This is a genomic window from Curtobacterium sp. MCBD17_021 (assembly GCF_003234525.1).
GTDB lineage: Bacteria > Actinomycetota > Actinomycetes > Actinomycetales > Microbacteriaceae > Curtobacterium.
In genome coordinates, this window is record NZ_QKTS01000007.1 from 54308 (window position 1) to 78054 (window position 23747).

Consider the following 23747-nt stretch of genomic DNA (forward strand, 5'->3'; position numbering starts at 1 on the left):
GCCGCTGTCGGTCTGGAGGCTCGGGTCAGCTCTTGACGGCACCCTGCGTCACACCGCTGATCACCCAGCGCTGTGCGAACAGGTAGACGATGACGGTCGGTGCCATGGCCATGAGGTACGAGGCGAACGCCACGTTGTAGTTCGTGCCGAACTGGCTCTGGAAGATGTTCTGCACGACGGGCAGCGTCTGCAGGCCGGGGTCCGCGGTGATGAGCGACGGCATCATGAAGTCGTTCCAGGACGCCAGGAACGCGAAGATGCCCACGGTCGCGTTCATCGGTCCGAGCAGCGGCAGGATGATGCGCCAGAAAATCTGCCACGTGGACGCGCCGTCGATGCGGGCGCTCTCCTCGAGCTCGACGGGGATCGACCGGAGGAACGCCGAGTAGAGCAGCACGCTGAAGGACAGTTGGAACATGGCGTGCAGGATCGCCACGCCGATCGGGTTGTCGAGCGAGATCATCGCGGTGAGCTTGATCTGGGGGAGCGCCACGACGGGGAACGGCAGGAACATCGCGGCGAGCAGGTACACGAACGACCAGCGGAAGAACCGGCGGTGCCAGTTCCGGACGATGGCGTACGAGGCGAACGAGCTGAGCAGCAGCGTCGCGATGACGGTGAGCGCGGCCACGCCGAGCGACACCGTGAACGACACCGGGAAGCGGGTGAGTTCCCACGCCTCGGCGAAGCTCGCGGGGTTGAACGGTGTCGGCAGGGACAGGGCGTTGCCGTCCACCGCCTGGGCACTCGTCTTGAAGGCCATCGCCACCGTGACGTACAGCGGGATGAGCACGGTCAGGGACGCGACGGCCAGGACGATCGTCAGCGGCCAGTTGACGCGGTCGAGGCGGCGACGGCGGGGTTGTTCGGGAGCGGTGCGGGCAGCGGCCGTGGCCGGGGACCGGGTGTCGATGGCGCTCATGCGAGTCGGAGGTTCCTTCCGCGCGTCACTGCGAGCTGCAGGACCGAGATGAGGACGGTGATGATGAAGAAGACGGTCGCGTTGGCCATCTGGTAGGCGTAGTCGCCGCTGGTGAAGCCGGTGAAGATCGTCATCGCGACGCTGCTCGTCGCGGATCCCGGACCGCCGTTGGTGAGGCCGACGATGACGTCGTAGGCGCCGAGGTAGCCCTTCACGCCGAGCACGGTGTTGATGACGATGAAGCCACCGATGAGCGGCAGGGTGATCGCCCGGAGCTGCTTCCACGACCCGGCACCGTCGAGGGAGCTCGCCTCGTACAGGTCGGACGGGATCGAGGTCAGGCCGGCGGTGTAGATGAGGAGTGCGCCGGGGATCGTCTGCCACGCGGAGACGATGACGATGGCGAGCCAGGCCAGGTTCGGGTCACCGAGGATGCTCTGCTCGAGCGGGCCGATCCCGGCCGAGGTCGCCAGCGCCGGCAGCGTGTTCGAGAACAGGTAGTTGAAGACGTAGGCGACGATGATCCCGGACACGACCATCGGGATGACGAACACCGATCGGAGCCCGGCGGCGAAGCGGACCCGCTTGGTCAGGGCGATGGCGAGCGACAGTGCGATGACCTGCGTCACGATGACGGTCACCACCGCGAAGCCGAGTGTGAAGCCGTACGAACCGAGGATCGCCGGGTCGGACACGAGCGCCCGGTAGTTCTCGATGCCGAGGAAGTGCCACTGCCCGAAGCCGAGGTAGTCGGTGAAGCTGTAGAAGATGCCGACGCAGGCGGGGGCGACGACGAACGCCGTGAACAGCACGAGGGCGGGGACGAGGAACAGGTAGTACATGCCCTCGGTGCGGTGCAGGGAGCCGGCCCGGCGGTGGACGCGGGTCGCTGCGGTGACGGGACCGGGGCGGGGTTCCTCGGTCTCGGGGGTCAGGGGGGTCTGCATGGTCATGATCGCTCCTGGGGTCCTGGTCGCCGTGTCCTGGTCGCGCCGGTCAGACCGTCGCCGAGCGGCCGGCGAGGCGTCGCCAGTCGGTGTCGAGCCGCCGCAGCATCGACTCGAAGTCGCCGCTGCGGATCGCCGTCTGCAGGTAGTTGCCGAGCGGGATCGAGGTGGGGATGAAGGTGCCGGCGCCCTGGTAGAACGCGCCGTCGTCGACGTACTGCTGCAGGCCGGCGATGCGCTCGTCGGTCTGCGGCGTGGCGTCCTCGGTGGTCGAGAACGCCAGGTTGTCGAGGTTGTAGGCGTTGATGACGTCCGGCTGCATGAGGAACTCGACGAGATCCTGCGCCTCGTCGAGGTGCGGTGTCGTGGTGGGGATCCAGAGACCCAGGTCGATGTTGACGCGGGCCTTCCGGTCGCCCGGGTCGTTCGAGACCGGGAGGGCGAACGTCCCGACCGGCAGCTCGTCGTCCACCAGGGCGATCTGGCTGAGCGCCCACGGGCCCTGCAGGTACATCGCGACCTCGCCCTTGCCGAACGCCAGGTTGCCGTCGGCGTAGGAGCGGGTGGCGTGGTCGGGGTTGAAGAACGACGAGATGGTCTTCGCGCGCTCCATCGGCAGGGCGAAGTCCTTCTCGAACGAGACGTCGGAGTCCGGCCCGACGTCCGTGCCGAGCTCCTTCATCCTCCGGAAGAACGACCCGGTGTCGACGAGGCTGCCGACGGAGTAGTCGAACAGGCCCTGCCACAGCGTCCAGGTGTCACGGTCGGTCGCGTACACCGGGGTGATGTCGGCCTTCTGCAGTGCGGTGCACACGTCGACGAACTCGTCCCACGTGGTCGGGACCGGCAGGCCCTGGTCGGCGAAGATCCGCTTGTTGTAGATGACGCCGGCGGCCGCGAGCGAGAACGGCAGCACGCTCGTCCGGTCCTCGAACTTCGCGTACTGGTTCGTCAGGCCGTCGATGCTCTTCCGGACCCGGCCGGCGGACGGCAGGTCGCTCAGGTCCCGGAGCACGCCGCGCTCGATGTAGCGCGCGAGTTCGAGGTTGTCGTTGAAGCAACCGACGTCCGCCGGTTCGCCGCGGACGAACTGCGGGGCGATGGCGACGGTGCTGTCGTGCACGACGCGCATGCCGCGGTTCTCGCGCTCGAAGCGGCGGAGCAGGTCGTCGAAGTAGGCGATGACCTCCTGCTTCTGCTCGTAGAAGCGCAGAGTGGTGCCACCTGCGGCGCTGCTCGCCGAGGGGGCGGAGCACCCGGCGAGTGCCAGTGTGCCGAGACCGAGCCCGCCGACCGCGCCGGCGAGGAACCCACGCCGACTGAGTGCCGTCCGTGCCGTTGTGCTGCCCATGACCATGGTCACTCCCTTTCGCGCTCCATCGCGCCAGCCCAGTTTTACAGCGCTGTAAAAGCAAAGTCAACGACCTCAGCGCGCGACCTCGGCGGCGTTCCCCGGAGAAGGGTCAGGCGAGGGACGAACCGCGGGCCTGGGGTGCGTGCTGGAGCTCGTGCCGCAGGGAGCGGACCGCCCGCAAGAGGTCGTCCTGCTTCCGGGCGCTCGCGCCGAGCGGTGATCCCAGGGCGGGGCGCGCGATCATGCCGAGTCGACCCGCCCCCGCGACGACGGCGAGTGACCAGGCGCTCTGCCCGGTGATGGTCCTGCGCTCGTCTGGCTCGACGTCGTGGAGGTCCGCCCACCGGACCTCGGCGACGGGTTCGGCCCGGGCGGGTGTCCACGCGTGCAGCCCGACCTCGTCGACGGTCCAGAGCGTCGGTCGGTCGCGACGCCGGGAAGGGATGCCGAACGCGGCGAGGTCGCCTCGGAGGTTCACATGGGCCGGCAGGAACAGGCGCGGTCGCACCTGCCACGCCCGAGCGCGCTCCACTGCGGCACGATCGCGGCGGCGGTACCGCGCGGTGCCGATCGCGAGCGCGACCGCTGCGACGAGGAGGACCCAGGGCAGGAGGAACGAGCGCGTGCTGCGGCCGTCGCCGAACCCGCCCACGCCGCCGTGGGAGAGCTCGAGCGCGACGCCGGCGAGCCCGAGCACGCCGAGGACCGCGACGGCGACGACGGTCTTCCCGACCGGGGGGAACGCACCCTCGCGGAGGCGCTGCATCCAGGGTTCGGGGACGGAGGTCATCTGCTCAGCCTGGCAGGGGGACGGCGGCGTGTCCGGGGCGGACGGGATCCGGGCCTCCCGGCCCCGCCTCACGCAACGCCCCTGACAGGGCGGGACGCGATCGCACCGCGTCGTGCTGCCGGCGTCCGCGTTCCGCGGGCCGTCAGGCGTAGCGACGGGCGGCGCGCAGTGCTGCCTCGGTGTACGAGCCGCCGAACAGGAACACGTGCAGCAGGAGCGGGGCGAGCTGGTGCAGCGCCACCCGGTCCTGCCACCCGGGCGCGAGCGGCGACTCGTCGTCGTACGCGGCGAGCACAGTACCGAGCTCCGGGAGGCCGAACAGCGCCAGCAGCGCCAGGTCCGTCTCCGCATGGCCGCCGTGCGGGGTCGCGTCGATGAGCACGGCACCGGTCGGCGCGTCCGCCTCCCTGGGCCAGAGCACGTTCCCGGCCCAGAGGTCGCCGTGCAGCCGGGCCGGTCCGTCCCCGACAAGTGCCGGTTGTGCGGAGCCGAGCGTGCCGTCCTCGAGGCGGTCACAGACGCGTTCGAACACGGCGGCCTCGGCACCGTCGTACCCACCGGCGTCGACGATCCGCTCGACGAAGTCGCGGATCCGGTACTCCGCGAAGAACGCGCCCCACGACGACGGCGCTTCGGCCGCAGGGACGAACGGCGTGCGCGAGCGGCCCATCCGCAGCGGACCGTTCGCCGGGAACCCGGGCGACGGTGCGCCCCAGTGCGATGCGCCGGCAGCGTGCGTGTGCGCGAGCGAACGACCGAAGCGCGCCGCCTGCGCCCGGGTCGGGGACCCGTCCGCGATGAGCTCCAGTTCGAGCAGCGTCGGGTGCGGGCGTCCCAGGACACGCGCGGTCCGGGTACCGCCGGACGCCTCGGCCTCGGCGAGCCACTCGAGCCCGGCTGCCTCGGCGGCTGCCTCGTCCGGGTCGGTGAAGGTCTTCGTGTGCGTCGAGGCCATCACCCCATCCTGCCGACCGGGGACGGCTCAGGGTTCAGACGGCGTCGACCAGCGCCCGGGCGAGGGGGTGCCACGCCCGCGAGGACGGCCCGCTCAGCACCAGGGTCCGCTGGTGGCCGGGCGACATCGGCAGCATGACGAGGTCCGGCGGCAGCATCACCCGGCCGAGTGTCGGCACGATCGAGACGCCCTCACCGCGCTGGATCATCCCGAACATCGTGCTCATCTCCCGCACCCGGTGGGCGTAGCGGAAGGGCTGCCCGGCCCGCTCGTGCATGAGCTGGATCTGGTGCTTGCACCCGCCGCCGCCCGCGACCAGGCCGTCCTCGTGCAGGTCGTCGAGGGTCAGCGCCGGGAGCTCGGCCAGCGGGTGGTCCCGGCGGACCACGGCCGCCATCTCGTCCTGGGCGACGACGACCCCGCCGTCCGGCACCACGGTCGGGTCGACGAGCACGGCGGCGTCGACCGTGCCCGCTTCGAGCCACTCCGGCATCTCGTCGTCGTCACCCTCGTACACCTGGACGTCGACGTCCGGCAGCGTCACCGCCCACACCTCGCGGAGCCGGGGGAGCAGCCCCTGGCACACCGTCGGCACGGCCGCGAGGCGCACGGTGCCGCGGGCCGGGGCGGGCCGCACCACGGCCTCCAGGGCGTCGACCGAGGCGAGCACGCTCCGGGCGTGAGCGAGCAGGCGGTCGCCGAGCGGCGTCGTCGCGGCGGCGGAACCGCGGAGCACGACCGGTCCGCCCACCTCGCGCTCGAGGCCGGCGACCGCGTGCGAGACGGCCGACTGCCCGACACCGAGCGCGAGTGCGGCCGCGGTGAAGGACCCGGCGTCGACGGTGGCGACGAAGGCGCGGAGCTGGGGGAGCGAGACCGACATGCGCTTCCTTCATGTGGGCATGAACGACATGCGTTTGCCGCATGACGGCGGTGTCCCGAGACTAGGCCACATGAACGCGGTCCTCTACGTCCTCGTCGCCCTCACCTGGGGCTCGAGCTTCTTCTTCGCGAAGATCGGGCTCGAGGGCCTGGCGCCCCAGCAGGTCGCCACGGTCCGCACGGTGCTCGGCGCGCTGACGCTCGTCGTCGTGCTGCTCGTCACGCGCCGTCGCTGGCCGCGCGAGCGGCGGATGTGGGGGCACCTGCTGGTCGTGGCGGTGTTCCTCAACGCGGTTCCGTCGTCGCTCATGGCATGGGCCGAGCAGACCGTGCCGTCGGGCCTGGCGAGCATCTACAACGCGACGACACCGATCATGACCCTGCTCGCGTTGGCCGTCCTCGTGCCGACCGAGCGGTTGAACCGGCGGCAGGTCGGCGGGATCGTCCTCGGCATCGTCGGGGTCCTCGTCCTCGTCGGCCCGTGGGACGTGCTCGGTGACCCGGAGGTCCTGGCGAGCGTGCCCGGCCAGGTCGCGCTGCTCGGCATGACCGCGTCCTACGGCATCGGCCTCGCCTGGCTCCGCCGCTTCGGCGTCGGCGGTGGCTACGACCCGACCACGGTCGCGACCGTGCAGCTCACGCTCGCGGCCGTGCTCATGCTCCTGGTCGCGCCCGTCATCGCGGCCGGGCCGGTGCAGCTGGACTGGAGGATCGTGGCCGCGATGGTCGCGCTCGGCGCGGTGGGTACGGGGCTGGCCTACGCGTGGAACACCCGCCTGGTCGGTGCGTGGGGTGCGGGACGAGCCTCCACCGTGACCTACCTGACACCCGTCGTCGGAGTCGCGCTCGGCGTCCTCGTGCTCGGGGAGCCGCTGCGGTGGAACGAGCCGGTGGGTGGGCTCGTCGTGCTCGCGGGCATCGCGCTGGCGTCGGGCCCGCTCGGCGCGCGGCGCCGGTCTGCTCCGGCACCGGCCGGCGAGCCGCGGGCGGTCGCCGGCCGCTGACGAACTCGTGGTTCAGCGATCGACCGGCTGGGCCTCCCGCCGGTCGAGTTCGGCGAGCATGTCCGACGTCCGCCGCAGCATCCGCGGCGTGGTGACGACCGATGCGAGCAGGATCCCGGCGAACAGTGCGACGCCGGCCCACCAGTACGGCGCATCCGTCAGGGCGAGCCACACGTTCAACACGAGGGCGAGCCCGAAGACGACCGGGCCGTACCACCGCTGGCGGCGGTACACCTCCAGCTGATGGTCGAGCGCCTGCCTCCAGGCGACGGGGTCGGCGTCGGCCGGGACCACTCCCGACCGACGAGCACGTCCGAACGTCCCGTCCTCGACCGCTGGCCCTGCGCGCTTCCGCATCCGGCCGATCACGAGCCCGAAGAGCACACCGAACACGAGGGCCCCCGCCATCGTGCTGATCGCCCGTACTGCGAGCGGAGCGGCAGGCGTCGTGAGGAAGGAGACGAGGAACACGAGCACGGCGTAGAACACGGCCAACACCAGCATCAGCGCGGGCAACGGCAACCGGACGATCTTCTGCACCGGTCCATCCTGCCCGTGCCGTCGTCGGTCCGACCGCTGAACGTGGTGGAGCCGGCCGGCGGTGCGGAGGCCCGCTCCGTACGCTGGCACGGTGACCCCTCCGCGCAGGCCCTCGACCGTCCGCCTGCTGTTCGCGTCCTCGCACCCCGGCCCGACCGTGACGGTGACGGTCCTCGCCACCGTCCTCGCTTCCGCGGTCGGGCACCCGGTGGGGACCGTCGTGCTCGTGGCGCTCGCCGTGGTTGCCGGGCAGCTCTCGATCGGGCTCGCGAACGACTGGATCGACGCCGATCGTGACCGAGCCGTCGGGCGGAGTGACAAGCCGGTGGCCCGGGGGCTCATCGCCGTCGGGACGGTCCGCACCGCCGCCGTCGTCACCGCGGGCGTCGCCGTCGTGCTGTCGCTGTTCCTCGGACCCGTCGCCGCGGTCGCGCACGTGGTCCTCGTCGCCGCAGGGTGGGCGTACGACGCCGGCCTGAAGCGCACGATGTGGTCGGTCGCGCCGTTCGTCGTCGCCTTCGGGCTGCTGCCCGTCGTCGCGATCGCGGCGGGGCCGGACGGGAGGTGGCCCGCCGCGTGGGCGATCGCGACCGGTGCGGTCTTCGGCGTCGCGATCCACTGCACGAACGTCCTGCCCGACCTCGTCGACGACGAGGCGACCGGGGTGCGCGGCTTCCCGCACCGGCTCGGCCTGCACGCGTCCGGGGTCGTCGCGTTCGGCTCGCTCGTCGTCGCGGCCGTCCTGGTGCTCGTCGGTCAGCTCGGTGGTGACGACCCGGTCCGCGGGGTCGGCGCGGTGCTCGCGGTGCTCGGGGCGGTCGTCGTGGTCGTCCTGGCAGCGGTCGGCGTGCGGCTCGTGCTCACCGGACCGCCGACCCGCACGCTGTTCCGCCTGGTGATCGCGTCGTCGCTCGTGCTCGTCGTGGAGCTCGGCTTTGCGGGCGCGGCCCTGGTGGCCTGAGCCCCGGTCCGACCGCACGGGCGGACCGGCGCTACGCCCAGGCCATCGCGTAGAGCCGGGCCAGGGCGCGCGCGGTCGGGAGCGCCAGGACGGACCGGAGCAGCGCCTCCCGGCCGATGCCGACCACGTCTGGGACCGCACGGCCGAGCGCCATGTTCGCCTCCGCCTGCCGTCCAGCGCGCCGTGCGGCGGCCTGCCGCCGTCGGGCGTACGCGGGCCACGGCCCTGCCGCACCGATCCGGACCGCGTCCGCCAGGAGCGGCGCCAGCTCAGCCGCGTCGAGCCACCCGAGGTTCATGCCCTGCCCGCCGATCGGGCTGATCTCGTGGGCCGCGTCCCCGACCAGGACCACCCGACCGACGCCGACGCGGTCCGCGATGCGGCGACGGACTCCGAAGGCGCTGAGCATCGAGCAGGTCGTCGCGTCCGGAGCGACCCCGGTCCGCGCACGGACGATCTCGGCCAGCCGGGAGGCCCGTTCCGTCTCCGGTGCGTCCACCGCGGTCGCAGAGGCGGCGGGGTCCATGAGCGCGTCGTCACCGGACAGGAGCGCGACGTAGCGGCGACGGCCGCCGGGCAGGGGGAACGACTCGACGACGCCGTCGGGTCCGACGTCGACGAGTGCGGCCGAGCGCGCGCCCGGGTCCTCCGGGTCGGCGAAGTCACCCATGACGTACCGGTCCTGGTGGTCACGGCCGGTCGTCCCGATGCCGAGCAGGTCGCGGACGACGCTCCGGGCGCCGTCCGCGCCGACGACGAAGGACGCACGGAGCGTGATCGGGCGGCCGTCGCGGTCGATGCCGGACGCGTCGACGTGGTCGCGGTGCCGGGTGAGCCCGACGAGCGCCGTGCCGGTCCGGAGCGCGCTCGGGGCCCCGGCTCCGAGGCGCTCGCGGAGCAGGGTCTCCGTCCGGTGCTGGTCGAGCGTCGCCACGTACGGGTGCGAGTCGGAGGCGCGGTCGAACGACAGGGTGCCGAGGACCCGTCCGCGGCTCCGGGCGACCCCGGTGTGCACGAGCACCGCCTCGGCGAGCACCGCCTCGGCCAGGCCGACCTCGGCGAACGCGTCGAGTGAGGGCGGGTGGATGCCGATCGCGCGGGAACCGACCGGGTCGGTGGTCCGGCGCTCCCACACCTGCACGTCGGTACCCCTGGCCGCCAGGAGCACGCCGAGGAACAGGCCGACCGGTCCGCCGCCGACGACGAGGACGTCCGTGGTGTCCGTGGTCACGCGCCGAGCCTACGGCGCGGCCGGCCACTGTCCGCGAACCGCACGACGCGCCCGCACCTGCCCGCGCTCCCACCGGCACCCGAGTTCCGTCTCCGTCGGACCGACCACCAGCACGAGCACCACCGCCAGGAGGCAGCCATGAGCACACCCGACGACGAGACCCGGCCGCTGCGGGACCAGGCGGCCGATCACGACCGACACCACGACCGGGACGGGCGTGACGGAACGCACGACGACAGCGCGACCGGCAGCACCGCGGTCGGCGGCACCGCCGCTGGCGCTGCCCGCGCCGAACGCGGTGCCACCCAGCGCGAGAGCGTCCTCCAGCGCGAGAAGGAGGAGTTCGCCGGCTTCAAGTGGGGTTCGGCGTTCTTCGGGTGGCTCACCGCGACCGGCACCGCGGTCATCCTCACGGCGATCCTCACCGCCGTCGGCGCGGGCGTCGGCCTCGGACAGAACGGCGGCGACGTCGACGAGGCTGCGCAGGACGCCACCAGGAACGGTGACGTCGTCGGCATCGTCGGCGCGATCGCCCTCGCCGTGATCCTGTTCGTCGCCTACTACGCCGGTGGGTACGTCGCCGGCCGCATGGCGCGTTTCTCCGGCGCGAAGCAGGGCATCGCCGTCTGGATCTGGGCCGTCGTCATCGCGATCGTGGTGGCGATCGTCACCGCGATCGCCGGCAGCCAGTTCAACGTGCTCGGCAACCTCAACAGCTTCCCGCGCATCCCCGTCGACGAGGGGGCGTTGACCGTCACCGGCATCATCACGGTCGTCCTCGTCGCCGTCATCAGCCTCGTCGGAGCCGTCCTCGGCGGCCTGGCCGGCATGCGGTACCACCGCAAGGTCGACCGCGTCGGCCTCGGGCGCTGACCCGCTCCGACCGGACCGGGCGGGGCGCCCCGCGTACTCCTCCACCACCGACCCGAAGAACAACTGCACGATGAAGGGAACGACCATGATCGACACGAACAACATCAACAGCGTCTTCGACGCGAAGGTCATCGACCCGGACGGCCAGAAGGTCGGCACCGTCAAGCAGGTGTACGTCGACAACACCGACGGGCACCCCCTGTTCGCCAGCGTCTCGACGGGCCTGTTCGGCACGTCCGAGTCGTTCGTCCCCCTCGAGGGCGCCGACCTCACCGGTGACGAGCTCCGCGTCGCCTACGACAAGGACCGCATCAAGGACGCGCCGCGGATCGACGCCGACGGCGACCTCAGCGACGACGAGCAGGACCGCATCTTCGACCACTACGGCCTCGGCAGCGGCAGCTCCACGGGCACGACCACCGGCACCGACACGAACGACGGCATCGTCGGCACCGACCCGGACCTGACCCCGAGCGACCCCGCATCGGCCGGCGGCACGACGACCGCGACGGACGACCGCACGGCCGGCGCCGCGGGCTACGACACGACCGCGGACGCGGCCGGCGTCGCCGACAGCGACACCGTCACCGGGCGCGACACCACGGCCGGCGTCACCGACGTGGACCGCAGCGCCGGCCACGACACCTCGGGTGCGAACACCGACGACGCGATGACGCGGTCGGAGGAGCGCCTGAACGTCGGCACCCAGAACGTCCAGACCGGTCGTGCCCGCCTCCGCAAGCACGTCGTCACCGAGCAGCAGACCGTCACCGTGCCGGTGCAGCACGAGGAGGTCCGCCTCGAGACCGAGCCGATCACGGACGGCAACGTCGGCGCCGCGACCGACGGTCCGGCACTGTCCGACGAAGAGCACGAGGTGACCCTCAACGAGGAGCGCGTCGTGGTCGACAAGGAGACCGTCCCGGTCGAGCGCGTGCGCCTCGGTACCGAGACCGTCACCGAGCAGCAGCAGGTGTCCGAGGACGTCGCGCACGAGGAGATCGAGCTCGACGAGGACGGCACCACCCGCCGCTGAGTCGCACTCCGCACGACCGGGAGGCCCGGTGCCAGCTGGCACCGGGCCTCCCGTCCGTCCGGGGGACGTCAGTCCAGGACCGACGAGGAAGCTACCTCGTGGTCGCGCTGCGCGCAGCGCGGTCCGCGGTGACGAGGCGACGGGCCTCTCGGGCACGCGCCCGGAGCTTCTCGACCGGCACCTCGACCGCGTAGGCCGCGCCGACCGACACCAGCACGGCCGCCGCGAACAGCCAGACGTCGCCGACCCAACCGATCGCGAACGTGCCGAGCAGCGCGATCACGAGCGGGTGCCAGAGGTACGCGGAGTACGAGACCCGACGCCCGAACCAGGCGACCGGAGACCAGGACAGGGCCACGGACACCGGCGTCCGCACGGAGACCAGCCCGCCGATGAGGACCGCCGCTGCGAGTCCGGTGGCCGGCATGAGCAGACCGAACGTCCACGCGTGGCCGGTCCAGTCGTCACCGATCCAGAACTGCACGCCGACCACCGCCGCGGCACCCGCCCAGGTCCCCACGTGTCCGGCGAGGCCGGCGGCGAACGAACGGCACCGCTCGTCGTCGAGGAGCAGCGCGAGCACACAGCCGGTGGCGAGCGGCACGACGCCGAGCACGGGGGAGAAGTACACGTCGGGGGTCGAGCCGCCCGAGGGACTCCGGTAGCTGAGCCACGACGCTGCCGACGCCGCCACGACGACGGCGGACAGGCCGAGGAGGAGCGTCCGCCGGCGACGGCCGAGCGACAGCAGGAGCAGCAGCACCGGTGGCCAGAGCAGGTAGAACTGCTCCTCCATCGACAGGCTCCACGTGTGCGCGAAGACCCCCTGCGTGGTGTCCCAGAAGGAGCGGAACAGGTTCCCGGTGTAGGTCAGGGCGATGAAGGCCGCCGAGCCTGACGAGAGCGACGCGCCCTTGTAGTCGCCGACCCAGTTCCAGAGCAGCAGTCCGGCGACGACGAGGGCGACGAGTGCCGGGTAGAGCCGGAGCAGGCGCTTCCACCAGAACGACCCGAGCCGGATCGTGCCGGTCCGCCGGTGTTCGCGGAGCAGCAGGGTGCTGATGAGGTACCCGGAGAGCACGAAGAAGACCGTGACGCCGATCCACCCGCCCTCGAACTGCGGGACGTGCAGGTGGTACAGCACCACCATGACGATCGCGACGGTGCGGAGGCCGTCCAGCGCGAGGGCGCGACCCGGCGGCGGGGCCTCCGCGGGCGCGGCTGTGGCGGGCACGGACGGCTCGGCGACGGGCACGGTGTCCGTCGGGGGTGCGATCCGACTCATCGTCCCAGTGTGCTCCCGACGTCCATGAACCGGCTCCGGCCTGTCAGGCGTGCTGGCGGACCATCGACGCGGCCAGCGCGTCGAGCCGCTCGGTCGCGAGTTCCGGCAGGGCGCGGGTCTCGCCCGGGGTGATCCACTGCGCGAAGGCCAGGTGGAACACCGTCACGCCGGACTGCGCCAGCAGGGTCGCGGCCGGCTCGGGGACGCCCCGCCCGCGGAGGACCTCGGCGAGCCTGAGTCCGAGACCGGAGAGCTTCGCGAGTTCGCGCTCACCGAGAGCGGGTTCGGCGTCGATCACGGTCTGTCGGCGGCGGGACCACTCGCGGCGGTCCTCGGGGAAGAACGAGCCGGCACCGTCGAGCGCCCGTGCGATGAGCTCGATCGGCGGAGTGTCGGCCGGGGAGTCCTGGACGGGTCCGATGAACAGCCCGAGGAAGGCGTCCTGGCTCGCGAACAGGACTTCACGCTTGTCGGCGAAGTGCCGGAAGAAGGTCCGCTCGGTGACGTCGGCGGCACGGGCGATGTCAGCCACCGTCGTGGCCTCGAAGCCCCGGTCGAGGAACAGTTCCAGTGCCGTCGACTGGAGACGCTCCCGCGTGCCCGGCTGCCATCTCGCCATCCCTCGAGTGTACTGATTGGACCGGATTGATGACAGCGTCTGACATCGGGTGTACCGTTCTCGATGTCAGCCACTGACATCATCGAGAAGGGCATCATCATGCACGTGTTCGTCACCGGAGCCTCCGGCTGGATCGGCTCCGCCACCCTCGACGAGCTCCTCACCGCCGGCCACCGCGTCACCGGGCTCGTCAGGTCCGACACCTCCGCCGCGGCCGTCCGGGCGAAGGGCGCCGAGGTACTCCGCGGCGACCTCGACGACCTCGACGCACTCCGCCGCGGAGCCGAAGCCGCCGACGGCGTCGTCCACCTCGCCAACAAGCACGACTTCGCGCGCCCCGAAGTCAGCGACGCTGCCGAGCGCGCTGCCGTCGAGACCCTCGGCGAAGCGCTCGTGGGCAGCGACCGACCCTTCGTGGTCGCGTCCGGCGTGGCCCGGCTGGCGGGCGACCGGGCCGCGACCGAGGCGGATCCGAACCCGGCCGTCGGTCCGCACTCCATGCGCGGCGGTGGTGAGAACCGTGCGCTCGACTTCGTCGACCAGGGCGTCCGGACCGTGATCGCCCGCTTCGCCCCGACCGTGCACGGCTCCGGTGACGCGGGCTTCGTCTCGCTCATCACCGAGGCCGCCCGCCGCCACGGGGCCGCCGCGGTCATCGGCGAGGGGTCGAACGGTTGGGCTGCGGTCCACCGCACGGACGCCGCGCGCTTGGTCCGACTCGGGCTCGAGGGCGCGCCCGCGGGCACGCGGATGCACGTCACCGCAGAGGACGCCGTGCCGACCCGGGACATCGCGCGAGCGATCGGCGAGGCCCTGGGCGTGCCGGTGACGACGATCGACCCGGCCGACGCGGTCGACCACTTCGGGTTCGTCGGACGGTTCTACGCCATGGAGATGGCAGCGACGTCGACGGCCACTCGGGAGCTCCTCGGTTGGGAGCCGACCGGTCCGACCCTGCTCGAGGACATCGCGGCCGGCGCTTACACGGCCGCACGGGGCTGAGCGAGAGGTTCCCTGACCTCACGGACGTGCCGGACGGCGGACGGGAGGCCCGTCACCCGCTGGTGACGGACCTCCCGTCCGGTCCGTGGTCGCGCCGGGCGCTACTCCGCCTTCTGCAGCTGCCACGGCTCCGGCTCGCGGTCGCCGTTCGGGCGCACCGGGCGGACGTCGCCGACGATCGGGATCGACCGCTTGCGCATGAACCAGACGTAGCGGACGAAGAAGTGCGTCAGCGTCGACATCCGGTTGCCGTTGCCGAGCAGGCTCGTGATGTGCACGAACACCCACGCGGCCCACGCGACCGGACCGACCATCGTGATGCCGCCGCGCAGCTGGGCGACGGCGGCGTTCGTGCCGATCGTCGCCATCGTGCCCTTGTCGAAGTACTTGAAGCGCTCGGTCGACTTGCCGGCGACGAGCCGCTCGATCTGCTCGGCGACGTGCTTGCCGCCCTGCAGCGCCGGCTGGGCGAGCTGCGCGAGCGCGTCGTCCTGGGCGGCGATGTCTCCGGCCGAGAAGACCCGGTCGACGCCCTTCACGCTGAGGTCGTCGTTCACCTGGATGCGGCCGCCGTGGGTCTGCGGGAGGCCCCAGTTGCCGACCTCCTTGTGGGCGGCGACGCCGGTGGCCCAGATCACCTGCGAGGCGGGGATGACCTCGCCGCCGGCCAGGCGGACGCCGTCGGGCAGCACCTCTTCCACACCGGCGTTCAGGCGCAGCACGACACCGCGCTTGCGGAGGACCTTCGCCGCGTACCGGCGCAGGCGCGGGGCGAACGGCTTGAGGAGCTCACCACTCCGGTGCACGAGGGTGATCGAGATGTTGCCCCGTTCGATCTCGGGGTAGGCGCCGACGAGCGCCTGGTCGCGCAGTTCGGCGAGCGCACCGGCCATCTCCACGCCGGTCGCGCCGCCGCCGACGATGACCACCCGGATCTCGTCGGGGCCCTGCTTCGCCGCGGCCTGCTCGAGCCGGGTGAACAGCTCGTCGCGGATGCGCAGGGCCTGTGACCGGGAGTACATCGAGTAGGCGTACTCGTAGGCGCCGGGCGTGCCGAAGTAGCTCGTGTTCACGCCGTTGGCGAGGATCAGGTAGTCGTAGTGCAGGTGCTCGCCGTCGGACATCTCGGCGATGCGTTCGTCGTGCCGGATGCCGGTGAGCAGCCCGTGCCGGAAGTCGGCGTTGGCCTGGCGTGCGCGGAGGCTCCGGAGGAAGTACGTCACGTCGCCGGCGTTCAGGCCGCCGGTCGCCACCTGGTACATGAGGGGCTGGAACATGTTGTAGACGTGGCGGTCGACCAGGGTCACCCGGACGGGTGCGTCCTTGAGCTCGCGCATGGCGGCGATCCCGGCGAATCCACCGCCGACGATGACGACGTGCGGGCGGGTGTCCTGCGGCATGGTGAGCTCCGGGGGTCGTGCGGTCTGGGCCACCCAGAAGGGTACGCCGATCCCGCAGACCAGCTGTCCACGCTCCGGACGTCAGCCGGGAGGCGCGGCTCCCAGCCGTCAGGCGTCGTACCGCCCGTAGGTGCTCAACACGTTGCCCTTGCTCGTCACGGTGTTCGCGACGAGCCGGAGACGCGTCGGCGGGTCGGTGGGTTCGAAGAGCTTCCGGCCCCGACCGGCGATGGCCGGGTGCACCATCAGCTGCAGTTCGTCGAGGACCCCGGCGAAGAGCAGGCTCCGGACGAGGGTGACGCTGCCGCACACCGCGATGTCCCGCCCGTCGCGAGACTGCAGTTCGCGCACGGACGTCGGGACGTCGCCGGTGATGCGGGTGCTGTTCTCCCAGGCCAGGTCGTCGCCGAGCGTCGGGGAGGCGACGTGCTTCTCGATCGGGTTGATCCACTGGCCGAAGGGGTCGTCGGCGTGTGCGGGCCACCACTCGGACCACTCCAGGTAGCTGTTCCGCCCGAGCAGGACGGTGTCGGTGGCGTCCATCCACGCGGTCATCGCGGCACCGAGCTCGTCGTCGAAGCTGTCGTACTGGAACTCGTACGGGTCCTGCACGACGCCGTCGATCGAGGTGAACAGTCCTGCCGTGACCTTCCGCATGAGCGGGAGACTAGTGCCGCCGGGCAGCTGACACCAGGGGCGGTCTAGCTGCTCTGCTGGGGGAGGACCGTGGCACCGCCGGGGAGCTCCTGCGTGCTGCTGCTGCCGTCTGTGCTGTCGCTGTCGCTGCCGCTGCCGCTGCCGCTGCCGCTGCTGCTGCCGGGGCCGTCCTGTCCGCCGGGGCGCGGGCCGGTGAACGAGGACGTGGCCTGCACCTGGGCGACGGCGTGCCCGACCGCGAAGCCGACGCCACCGCCGACGAGGAGCGCTGCGAGGCCGACCGCCACCGCCACGATCGGCCAGGACCACGGTGGGCGGGGGCCGCCCGTCCCGCTCGGCGTCGGCGTGGGGGCGCCGTACCAGCCCGTGGGGCCGGCCGGGGCCGCCGAGCCGGGCGCCTGCTGCCCGGACCCGTGGCCGTGTGGAGGCGGAGGCACGGTGGCCGTCGGGGTGGGCGCGGGGGCTGCCGCCCAGTCGTCGGTGCGGGCGTCGGGACGGCGTTCGGTGGGGGTGGTGTCGCTCATGGCAGCAGTGCACCGTGCGGACCTTGCAGGAGTCGAAGACGGCGCTGACCTCCGGCTGCGGATCGTTCACAGGCGCAGCGGGCCGGTCGGCATAGGCTCGGGGGATGCGCGCACTGGTGGAGACCGTCCGGGTCGACGGTCACCCCGTCCGGCTGCGGACGACGGCGCCGGCGGGCCGGGTCCGCGACGCGTTCGCTCCCACGGTCGTGCTCGTGCACGGGATCGGCATGTCGCACCGGTCGTTCCACCGGGTACAGGCAGCGCTGTCCCGGACGCACCGGACGGTGTCGGTGGACCTGCCCGGTTTCGGGGGGCTGCCGTACGCCGGGCGGCGGTTCGAGGAGCACGAGTACGCGGACCTCGTCATCCGCGCAGTCACCGCCCGTGGTGCCCGCGATGTCGTCCTGCTGGGACAGTCGATGGGGACCCAGATCGCCGTCGAGGCTGCCCTCCGTCACCCCGACGTCGTCAGCTCCGTGGTCCTCGTCGGTCCGGTCGTCGACGACAGACGCCGGTCCCTGGTCCGGCTCGCCGCCGCGCTCGGCGTGGACGTCCTGCTCGAAGGCGTGCGGATGAACGCGATCGTCTTCTCCGACTACGTGCGGAGCATGCCCCAGTACCTGCGCGAGCTGCGCCCGATGCGCGACTTCCGGATGATCGACGGCGTGCGCGCCCTGACCGTCCCGGTGCTCGTCATCCGCGGTGCGCACGACGCCGTCGCGAAGCACGACTGGGCCGTACGGCTCGCCGACTCCGCCGTGCGCGGTGCGCTCGTCGAGTTGCCCGGGCCGCACCACGTGCAGGAACGCCAGCCCGTCGCCGTCGCCCGCCTGGTGGACGAGTTCCGTCGGGTACAGACGCTCGAGGCGGCGCGTGACGGAGTCCCGCTGTGACGGACCCGACCCCACAGCAGGGTGGACCGACGGGCGGGACGGTGGCAGGGCCTCCCGTCCGGGTCGGCCTCGTGCGCCGCGCACGGTGGACGCTGCTGGACTGGCTCTACGCGGCGGTGTGGCAGGTCCGCAGTCTCGGCCCGACCACCGCCGACGACTACCTGACGGGCGACCGCCAGGCCGTCGTCGTCATCCCGGGCGTCTACGAGACCTGGCACTTCATGCGGCCCCTGATGGACGTCCTGCACGACCGGGGCCACCCCGTGCACGTGCTGACCGACCTGCGCCACAACGTCAGGCCCGTCCCGGTGTCGGCCGAATCGGTGATGGCGTACCTCGACGAGCACGACCTCCAGCACGTCCTGGTCCTCGCGCACAGCAAGGGCGGGCTCATCGGGAAGTACGCCATGACGCGGCTCGACCCACACGGCCGGATCGACCGGATGGTCTCGGTGTCGACGCCGTTCGCCGGGTCGAAGTACGCGGTGCTCGCGCCCGTGCGCCACCTGCGGGTGTTCCGGGCGGCGGACCCGGTGCTCGCGGGGCTGGCGCGGGAGCTCGACGCGAATGCCCGCATCACGTCGGTGTACGGCGTCTACGACACGCTCATCCCTGGTGGGTGCGAGCTCGCCGGGGCGAAGAACGTCCGTCTCGACGTCGGTGGGCACTTCCGGATCCTCGCCGACCGGCGGACGGCCGTCGCGGTGCTGCAGGCGGCGGACGGCGACTGAGCGATCCGGTGCGGCCGGGCGGTCGTCAGACCGGGGCGCCGAGGGGGGCGACGCCGCCGACTAGCGTGCCGCGACGCTCGCGCGCTCGACGATCCGGTGTGGCACGACGACGGTCCGCACCGGTGCCAGCCGGTGGGCGATCCGACGCTCCAACAGGTCGAGCGCGGACACCGCGAAGGCCCGCCGGTCGAACGACACCGTCGTCAGCGCGGGGATCGCGAACGCCGCCTGGTCGACGTCGTCGAACCCGACGACGCTCACGGCGTCCGGCACCCGGACGCCCCGGGCCGCGAGGACGTGCAGCACGCCGAACGCGATCGAGTCCGTGAACGCGAACACCGCGTCCGGCAGCGGGTTCCGGTCCAGCCATCCGGCGAAGGCGTGCGCGGCCGCGGCGGTCGTCCACTCGGGGAGCGGCACCCGGAGCGCGGGGTCGACGGTCAGTCCCTGCGTGGCGAGTGCCTCCTCGTGCCCGAGCTGGCGCAGCTGTGCGGTGGCGGTGACGACGTCGCCACGCTCGGCTCCGACGATCGCGATGCGGCGGTGCCCGCGGTCGAGGAGCATCGCCGTGACCTCCCGCGCCGCGGCCCGGCTGTCGACGTGCACCTGGTCGACGTGCTCCGGCTCGACCTCGCCGATGACGACCGTCGGCGGCAGGCCCTCGGTGGTCGCGAGGGTGCTCGCGCTGAGCGACACCGGGTTGAGCACGAGCCCGTCCACCAGGTGCGCGCGGGCCCGCGACACCAGCTCGCGTTCACGCTCCGGGTCCTCGGCGGTCTGCTCGAGCTGCACGACGAGCCCGCGGTCGTGCGCGAGTTCGACGAACCAGCGGGCGAGGTCTGCCGAGTACGCGCTCGCGAGTTCCGGCAGCGTCAGGGCGATGGCGCCGGTCCGGCCGTTCCGCAGGCCGCGCGCGGACAGGTTCGGCACGTAGGCCAGCTCGGCCACCGCGGCCTCGACCCGTGCGCGGGTCTCGGGGCGCACGACGACGCCGCCGTTGACGACGTTGGAGACGGTCTTCGGCGAGACCCCGGCGAGGGCGGCCACGTCCCGCACGGTCGCACGCATGGAAGCACCGTAGCGCGCCGGTGGTGTGTCCCGCTCACCGTCGGCGCCAGGTCGGGGAGCGACCCGGCACCGGGCTCCGGGCGCGTCCTGATCCGACACGCGCCCGGAGTCCGCAGTCACTCCGCCCGGGTGACCCGCACCTCGGACGGCCCCTCGCGGTCGATCGTCAGCGCGGTCTCCGCGTCGCCGACGCGGACCGCGTACTCGCCCCGGAACCCGCGGAACGAGGCCCGCCCGGCCTCGTCCGTGACGAGCGTCGTCGGGCCGGTCCACCACTCGTCCTTCACCAGCCGGCGGAGGGCGTCGTAGGACGGCTTCGGCGTACCGTCGGCCCGGACGAGCCCGATCGGTGCGTTCAGCCAGGCGCCCTCGTCGGTGATGCCCCAGTAGGTGATCGCCTCGACGGCGGGGTGCCCGACCAGGCTCCGGTAGTGCCGCTCGAGTTCGTCCGCCTGGCGTGCCTCGCCCTCCGGCGTCGACGGCCACGAGTCCACCTGGTGGTCGTTGAGGTCGACGATGTGCGCGGGCATGACGTCGCCTGACACCAGCGAGGTCTCGGTCAGGTGCAGCGGCACCCCGTACCGGGCGAAGCGGTCGACCATCGCGAGCATGGTGTCCTCGCCCCAGTAGCCCTGGTGCATGTGGGTCTGCAGGCCGATGGCGTCGATGCCGATGCCTGCCTCCAGGACCCCTTCGATCAGGCACTCGTACGCGTCCGACAGGTCGAAGTCGTTGAGGAGCAGGGTGACGGCCGGGTTCGTGACACGGGCCTCCTCGACGGCCATCCGGATCATCGCGAGGCGCCCGCGGGCCAGGGCGAGGGGTGTGATCGCGTTGTCCCCGTTCACGAAGTGCGGCATGATCACGACCTCGTTGATCGCGTCCCAGGTGTCGACGAGCCCGGTGAAGTCGCGGACCTCGCGCCGGATCCGCTCCCGCTGCAGGCGCTCGATCTCGTCGAGGTCGAGGCCCAGCAGCCAGTCGGGTTGCACGGTGTGCCAGACGAGCGGGTGGCCCTTCGTGGCGACGCCGCGGTCACGGAACCAGCCGGCGGTGCGCTGCAGCCGCTCGGTGTCCGGCCGGCCGCGCTCCGGCTCGAAGCGGCCCCAGTAGAACGGCAGCGTCGCGGTGTTGAACACGTCGAGCCAGAGGTCCGCGAGCTCCGGGGTGCCGACGTCCGGATCGCCGTTCGCCAGCCCGACGAAGTCGAAGCCGATGTTGCCGAAGCCGAACGCGTGTCGGCGCTGCTCGACGACGACGTGGATGCCCGCGAGCGGGGTGCCGGCGGTGTCGGTGACGGTGACGACTGCCTCGCCGGTCCGGTGTGCGGTGTCCTGGTGCGTCTCCATCGACGGCCTCCCGTATTTGTTGTGAGCGGGAACTTATCAGGTCACGGCGCCGGACGCGAGGGGCGGGTGAGGGCGTCCGCCTCCGGGCCGCGCCGGCGAGACGCCCCCGTCTGTCGGTGACGCCGCCGAGTGGCCGAGACGCCGCCGGATGTGGCGGCGTCTCGTGAGCATGGCGGTGTCGTGCCCGCCCCCTCAGGAGCCGGGCGGCGGCGGCGCGGTGCTCCCTCGCACCACGAGCGACGCCGGCAGCTGCACGTGCGCGGGGACGTCGCGGCCACCGAGGAGTTCGAGCAGCATCCGGAGCGCCTCGGCGCCGAGGTCGTGCAGCGGCTGGGCGACGGTGGTCAGCGGGGGAGTGGCGTTCGCGGCCTGCGGCACGTCGTCGAACCCGACCACGGACAGGTCCTGCGGTACGCGGAGGCCGAGCTCCCCGGCGACCTGCAGCACCCCGATCGCCGAGCTGTCGTTCGCCGCGAAGACCGCGGTCGGCCGGTCGTGGCGGGAGAGCAGTTCGCCGGCGACCTCGGCGGTGGCAGCGGACTGGTAGTCGCCGACGCGCACGAGGTCGGGGTCGAAGGGGATGCCCGCGGTCTCGAGGGACTGGCGGTACCCGATCTCGCGGAGTTCGGCCGAGGCCAGGTCGGCGCGGCCACGGATGTGCGCGATCCGGCGGTGCCCGAGCCCGATGAGGTGCTCGGTGGCCGCCCGAGCTCCACCGATGTTGTCCGAGTCGATGGCCGCATGGCCCTCGGGACCGGTGTGCGGGTCGATCGAGACGACGGGGATCGGGGTGCTCGCCATGAGCGTCGTGGGCGTGACGACGATGGCGCCGTCGATCAGGGTGCCGGCGAGTCGGGACAGTGAGCGACGCTCCCAGCCGGGTCGGGCCTCCCCGCTGACGAGTCCGGCGTAGGCGAGCAGCTCGTACCCGGTGCCGTCGGCGGCCGAGGAGATGCCCTTGAGGAGCTCGGTGGAGAACGGCTCGAACTCGGTGACCAGGATGCCGATCACGTCGGTGCGGCTGCGGCGGAGACTCCGGGCGACGAGGGAACTCTCGTACCCGAGGGACTCGATCACGGCGAGGACACGCTGTGAGGTCGCGGCGGCGACACCGTCGCGGCCGTTGATGACCTTCGAGACGGTCGGCACCGAGACGCCGGCGGCCCGCGCGACATCGCTGATGGTGGTCCGCCCCGTCGGGGGAGCAGGACGGGCGATGGCATCCACGTCGACACCGTACTCGTCCGCGGGCGCCGATCCGCGCGCCACGACCGGAACCGTGGCGTGGAGCGCGCCACCTGCCGTCCGGACCGCGCACCGGACAGAAATCGTTATCGAAATCGATTGACAGGGTGTCGGAGCGCCGTGCATGCTCTCCATGCGGCCTCGCGGTCGCATGTCAACGACGACTACCGAGGGACTCCACAATGACGAGGAAGAACAGGTTCGCGGCGGCCATCGCCATCGCAGCCGGCACCGCACTGCTCGCCACGGGCTGCTCGAGCGGCGGCGCCGCCGACGAGGGCGACGGCAAGGTCACGATGACCTTCTGGCACAACTCCACCACCGGCCCCGGCAAGGCCTACTGGGAGGACACCGTCAAGGCGTTCGAGGCGGACAACCCGAACGTGACGATCAAGATCCAGGCGATCCAGAACGAGGACCTGGACGGCAAGCTCCAGACCGCGCTCAACTCCGGCGACGGCCCCGACGTGTTCCTGCAGCGCGGTGGCGGCAAGCTCAACGCGATGATCAACGCCGGGCAGCTGCTCGACATCAAGGACTCGATCAGCGCCGACGCGAAGAAGTCGATCAGCGCCGGGACCTTCTCGGGCTACGACGCGGAGGACGGCACGTACGCGATGCCCGTCGCCGTGCTGCCCGAGGGCATCTGGTACAGCCAGGACCTCTTCGACAAGGCCGGCATCGAGGGCACGCCCACCACGATGGACGAGCTCAACGAGGACATCGCCAAGCTCAAGGCCTCCGGTGTCGACCCCGTCGCCGTCGGTGCGAAGGACGCCTGGCCCGCCGCGCACTGGTACTACAACTTCGCCCTCCGCGCCTGCAGCGAGAAGACCCTCACCGGTGCCGCCGAGTCGCTCGAGTTCGACAACAAGTGCTGGCTTGAGGCCGGCGAGCAGCTCGAGGCCTTCAACGACACCAAGCCGTTCAACAAGGGCTTCCTGACCACCGCGGCCCAGCAGGGCGCCGGCAGCTCCGCCGGTCTCCTCGCGAACCACAAGGCCGCCATGGAACTCATGGGCGCGTGGGACCCGGGCGTGATCTCCTCGCTCACCCCGGACGCCAAGCCGCTGCCCGACCTCGGCTGGTTCCCGTTCCCGGCCGTCGAGGGCGGCAAGGGTGACCCGAAGTCGATGATGGGTGGAGTCGACGGCTACTCCTGCACCGCGCAGGCCCCGAAGAAGGCGTGCACCGACTTCCTCAACTTCATCGTCGAGAAGGACAACCAGGAGGGCTACTACAAGGCCTTCCAGGCGATCCCCGTCAACCAGGACGCACAGTCCGTCGTGGCGGAGCCCTACCTGCAGTCGGCCCTCGCCGCCTACAAGGAAGCCCCGTTCGTCTCGCAGTACCTCGACACCCTGTACGGCCAGAACGTCGGCAACGCGCTGAACACCAGCGTCGTGGACGTCCTCGCCGGCAAGGGCGACGCCGAGGACATCGTCACCACCACCAACCAGGCTGCGGCCAAGGGCTGAC

The 23747-nt window shown here is 72.0% G+C and carries 24 protein-coding genes; 8 read left to right on the plus strand and 16 right to left on the minus strand.

The features are described 5' to 3' along the window. Window positions 1–25: 25 nt before the first annotated feature. The 6 genes from DEI83_RS08245 to DEI83_RS08270 form a co-directional block, all read right to left on the minus strand. Window positions 26–922: a carbohydrate ABC transporter permease gene (locus tag DEI83_RS08245; RefSeq protein WP_111081439.1), complete on the minus strand. Its 897-nt coding sequence runs from the start codon at window positions 920–922 to the stop codon at window positions 26–28. Next, on the minus strand, window positions 919–1875 hold the full coding sequence (locus DEI83_RS08250; RefSeq protein ID WP_111081442.1) for a carbohydrate ABC transporter permease: 957 nt from the start codon (window positions 1873–1875) through the stop codon (window positions 919–921). Before DEI83_RS08250 ends, DEI83_RS08245 begins: the two co-directional genes overlap by 4 nt. A 43-nt stretch (window positions 1876–1918) precedes the next feature. Continuing rightward, window positions 1919–3226 (minus strand): ABC transporter substrate-binding protein, encoded by a 1308-nt coding sequence (locus tag DEI83_RS08255; protein ID WP_258371119.1) that lies wholly within the window; start codon window positions 3224–3226, stop codon window positions 1919–1921. A gap of 106 nt (window positions 3227–3332) precedes the next feature. After that, window positions 3333–4013 carry a hypothetical protein gene (locus DEI83_RS08260; RefSeq protein ID WP_111081444.1) on the minus strand — a complete coding sequence of 227 codons (681 nt, stop codon included), beginning with the start codon at window positions 4011–4013 and terminating at the stop codon, window positions 3333–3335. A 142-nt stretch (window positions 4014–4155) separates the two neighbouring features. Continuing rightward, window positions 4156–4968, minus strand: a complete 813-nt coding sequence (locus DEI83_RS08265) for a fructosamine kinase family protein (protein WP_111081446.1) — start codon at window positions 4966–4968, stop codon at window positions 4156–4158. Between the two features lie 34 nt (window positions 4969–5002). Beyond that, window positions 5003–5851: a LysR family transcriptional regulator gene (locus DEI83_RS08270; protein ID WP_111081448.1), complete on the minus strand. Its 849-nt coding sequence runs from the start codon at window positions 5849–5851 to the stop codon at window positions 5003–5005. A gap of 70 nt (window positions 5852–5921) precedes the next feature. Between DEI83_RS08270 and DEI83_RS08275 the strand changes: the two genes are divergently transcribed. Further along, window positions 5922–6854, plus strand: coding sequence for a DMT family transporter (locus DEI83_RS08275; protein ID WP_111081450.1), 933 nt, complete (start codon window positions 5922–5924; stop codon window positions 6852–6854). Between the two features lie 12 nt (window positions 6855–6866). Here DEI83_RS08275 and DEI83_RS08280 read toward each other — a convergent pair whose 3' ends face one another. Next, window positions 6867–7394 (minus strand): hypothetical protein, encoded by a 528-nt coding sequence (locus tag DEI83_RS08280; RefSeq protein WP_111081452.1) that lies wholly within the window; start codon window positions 7392–7394, stop codon window positions 6867–6869. 91 nt (window positions 7395–7485) lie between these two features. Here DEI83_RS08280 and DEI83_RS08285 point away from each other — a divergent pair, with 91 nt between their 5' ends. Further along, window positions 7486–8355, plus strand: a complete 870-nt coding sequence (locus tag DEI83_RS08285; RefSeq protein WP_111081454.1) for a UbiA family prenyltransferase — start codon at window positions 7486–7488, stop codon at window positions 8353–8355. Between the two features lie 31 nt (window positions 8356–8386). On the opposite strand, the gene DEI83_RS08290 is transcribed toward DEI83_RS08285, so the two are convergent. Next, on the minus strand, window positions 8387–9586 hold the full coding sequence (locus DEI83_RS08290; RefSeq protein WP_111081456.1) for an FAD-dependent monooxygenase: 1200 nt from the start codon (window positions 9584–9586) through the stop codon (window positions 8387–8389). Window positions 9587–9724: 138 nt separating this feature from the next. On the opposite strand from DEI83_RS08290, the gene DEI83_RS08295 reads away from it, so the two are divergent. Together DEI83_RS08295 and DEI83_RS08300 are read left to right on the plus strand one after the other, a co-directional pair. Next, window positions 9725–10459, plus strand: a complete 735-nt coding sequence (locus DEI83_RS08295; RefSeq protein WP_111081458.1) for a hypothetical protein — start codon at window positions 9725–9727, stop codon at window positions 10457–10459. An 85-nt stretch (window positions 10460–10544) separates the two neighbouring features. Beyond that, window positions 10545–11495: a DUF2382 domain-containing protein gene (locus DEI83_RS08300; protein WP_111081460.1), complete on the plus strand. Its 951-nt coding sequence runs from the start codon at window positions 10545–10547 to the stop codon at window positions 11493–11495. 91 nt (window positions 11496–11586) lie between these two features. On the opposite strand, the gene DEI83_RS08305 is transcribed toward DEI83_RS08300, so the two are convergent. Further along, the gene (locus DEI83_RS08305; protein WP_111081462.1) at window positions 11587–12780 is read right to left on the minus strand and encodes an acyltransferase; all 1194 of its coding nucleotides are present in this window, start codon (window positions 12778–12780) and stop codon (window positions 11587–11589) included. Between the two features lie 43 nt (window positions 12781–12823). Continuing rightward, window positions 12824–13399 (minus strand): TetR family transcriptional regulator, encoded by a 576-nt coding sequence (locus DEI83_RS08310; protein WP_111081464.1) that lies wholly within the window; start codon window positions 13397–13399, stop codon window positions 12824–12826. Between the two features lie 63 nt (window positions 13400–13462). Here DEI83_RS08310 and DEI83_RS08315 point away from each other — a divergent pair, with 63 nt between their 5' ends. Further along, window positions 13463–14401 carry an SDR family oxidoreductase gene (locus DEI83_RS08315; protein WP_258371120.1) on the plus strand — a complete coding sequence of 313 codons (939 nt, stop codon included), beginning with the start codon at window positions 13463–13465 and terminating at the stop codon, window positions 14399–14401. Between the two features lie 101 nt (window positions 14402–14502). Here DEI83_RS08315 and DEI83_RS08320 read toward each other — a convergent pair whose 3' ends face one another. From DEI83_RS08320 to DEI83_RS08330, 3 genes are all read right to left on the minus strand, one after another. Beyond that, window positions 14503–15834, minus strand: coding sequence for an NAD(P)/FAD-dependent oxidoreductase (locus tag DEI83_RS08320; RefSeq protein ID WP_258371121.1), 1332 nt, complete (start codon window positions 15832–15834; stop codon window positions 14503–14505). A 75-nt stretch (window positions 15835–15909) separates the two neighbouring features. Beyond that, entirely contained in the window at window positions 15910–16458 is a 549-nt protein-coding gene (locus tag DEI83_RS08325; RefSeq protein WP_111081466.1) for a dihydrofolate reductase family protein, read from the minus strand. 44 nt (window positions 16459–16502) lie between these two features. Further along, the gene (locus DEI83_RS08330; protein WP_111081468.1) at window positions 16503–16982 is read right to left on the minus strand and encodes a hypothetical protein; all 480 of its coding nucleotides are present in this window, start codon (window positions 16980–16982) and stop codon (window positions 16503–16505) included. Window positions 16983–17086: 104 nt separating this feature from the next. On the opposite strand from DEI83_RS08330, the gene DEI83_RS08335 reads away from it, so the two are divergent. Both DEI83_RS08335 and DEI83_RS08340 read left to right on the plus strand, forming a co-directional pair. Then, complete coding sequence (locus tag DEI83_RS08335) at window positions 17087–17875, plus strand: alpha/beta fold hydrolase (protein WP_111081470.1); 789 nt, start codon at window positions 17087–17089, stop codon at window positions 17873–17875. Then, the gene (locus tag DEI83_RS08340) at window positions 17872–18606 is read left to right on the plus strand and encodes a triacylglycerol lipase (RefSeq protein ID WP_258371122.1); all 735 of its coding nucleotides are present in this window, start codon (window positions 17872–17874) and stop codon (window positions 18604–18606) included. Before DEI83_RS08335 ends, DEI83_RS08340 begins: the two co-directional genes overlap by 4 nt. Window positions 18607–18666: 60 nt before the next feature. Here the strand turns inward: DEI83_RS08340 and DEI83_RS08345 are convergent, their stop codons facing one another. The 3 genes from DEI83_RS08345 to DEI83_RS08355 all read right to left on the minus strand — a co-directional run bounded on the left by DEI83_RS08345 (window position 18667) and on the right by DEI83_RS08355 (window position 22250). Next, entirely contained in the window at window positions 18667–19674 is a 1008-nt protein-coding gene (locus tag DEI83_RS08345; RefSeq protein WP_111081472.1) for a LacI family DNA-binding transcriptional regulator, read from the minus strand. Between the two features lie 116 nt (window positions 19675–19790). Beyond that, window positions 19791–21023: an endo-1,4-beta-xylanase gene (locus DEI83_RS08350; RefSeq protein ID WP_111081474.1), complete on the minus strand. Its 1233-nt coding sequence runs from the start codon at window positions 21021–21023 to the stop codon at window positions 19791–19793. A gap of 192 nt (window positions 21024–21215) precedes the next feature. After that, a complete protein-coding gene (locus DEI83_RS08355) occupies window positions 21216–22250 on the minus strand; it encodes a LacI family DNA-binding transcriptional regulator (RefSeq protein WP_258371123.1) in 1035 nt (344 codons plus the stop codon). Between the two features lie 200 nt (window positions 22251–22450). Between DEI83_RS08355 and DEI83_RS08360 the strand changes: the two genes are divergently transcribed. Then, entirely contained in the window at window positions 22451–23746 is a 1296-nt protein-coding gene (locus DEI83_RS08360) for an ABC transporter substrate-binding protein (protein WP_111081476.1), read from the plus strand. Window position 23747: the final 1 nt, after the last annotated feature.